General features: G+C 27.3%; 2 protein-coding genes. Both read left to right on the top strand.

Annotated features, from left to right (window positions below; genetic code table 11):
* The first annotated feature begins 141 nt into the window (after positions 1–141).
* Positions 142–600 carry a hypothetical protein gene (locus GBH57_RS15925; protein ID WP_151675490.1) on the top strand — a complete coding sequence of 153 codons (459 nt, stop codon included), beginning with the start codon at positions 142–144 and terminating at the stop codon, positions 598–600.
* The gene (locus tag GBH57_RS15930; RefSeq protein ID WP_151675491.1) at positions 587–994 is read left to right on the top strand and encodes an RDD family protein; all 408 of its coding nucleotides are present in this window, start codon (positions 587–589) and stop codon (positions 992–994) included. The genes GBH57_RS15925 and GBH57_RS15930 overlap by 14 nt, the downstream gene beginning before the upstream one ends.
* Positions 995–1251 lie beyond the last annotated feature (257 nt).

The raw sequence follows: 1251 nt of genomic DNA on the forward strand, positions 1-1251 counted from the left end.
TCCGTTGTGGTAAATAAAAAAAACAACGGTTAAGAAATGGGTTGACCTCCCAAATAGTCAAATGTGAAAGATGCTAAGACTTTAAAAAGTATACGAGTTGACCGAAAATCAAAAGAGTAGGAAATTTAAAATTTATACAAAATGAAAAATATCTTAATATTATTTAAAACGAGCTTAATAATTACGATTCTAATATCAACAAATTTAAGTAATGCTGCTTCAATCACACCAAATTTGAATAATTATGAAACAATATCTAAACCAATAATATCAAATGATAATGTCGGATGCCGAACTGTTACTGTTGGTATAAACATTGGCATTGCATTTATAGAAACAACAGTAACAATTTGTTGCTGTTGTGCGACTCCACTTCCTGCTTGCTGGGAAATCCAAAGGTCATCAAATAATACTGATGACAAAACGATACATTTAGATGTTTCTAACTTAAATCTTGGTAAAGCTGCAATTGGAAATAATTATATTGATGTTGTTTCTAGTACTAATGCGCAATTCAATGATTATGTAGTTAAGATAAAAACAAAAAGATACTACATTAATGGAGATAATACCGTAAATTTAGAATATGAATCAAATTAATAATTATAGACTTTTTGCTCTCTTAATAGATTTGGTAATAATCAGTGTTTTATATAGTATCGCATCTAACTTTTTAATTTTAAATATAGAATTAGGGGTTGAAAACATATCCACAACAAATGTAGTTTACGGTTATAGTTTTCTATTTGTTTTTTATTTGTTTTATTTTTTAATATTTGATTTTACAAATAATGGCAATACTTTAGGTAAAATTTTAACTAAAATAACTGTTGTTTCAAAACAAAAAAATAAATTAAATTATAATAAATTTTTAAGAACTATATTAAAGATTATAAGTTTAGTTATTTTTCCAGTTGCGGCAATTTTATTTTTTACTAATGGAACCTCATTACAAGACAAAATCACCAAAACGAAAACTATTAAGTCAAATTGAAATTATCAAAGTCAGAGATATATTTTCCCTCTGACTTTGTTTAATTAATTGCGCAGAATTACTTACCACAACAACGCATATAAAAAATAGCGCAAGTCCTTGCAAACACAAAGGCTTGGGAACTTTTTCGAGGTCGCCAAATTTTTTAATTTGGCTTATTAAAAAAAAGGTAACAAGAAAATTAAAAAATTAGGCTCGTGCTCAACCGAATGGCAATCGCGTTTTTTTCGCACTACTTTTCATATACAAAACCGTTG

This window comes from Patiriisocius marinus (assembly GCF_008974325.1).
In the GTDB taxonomy this organism is placed as follows: Bacteria; Bacteroidota; Bacteroidia; order Flavobacteriales; family Flavobacteriaceae; genus Patiriisocius; species Patiriisocius marinus.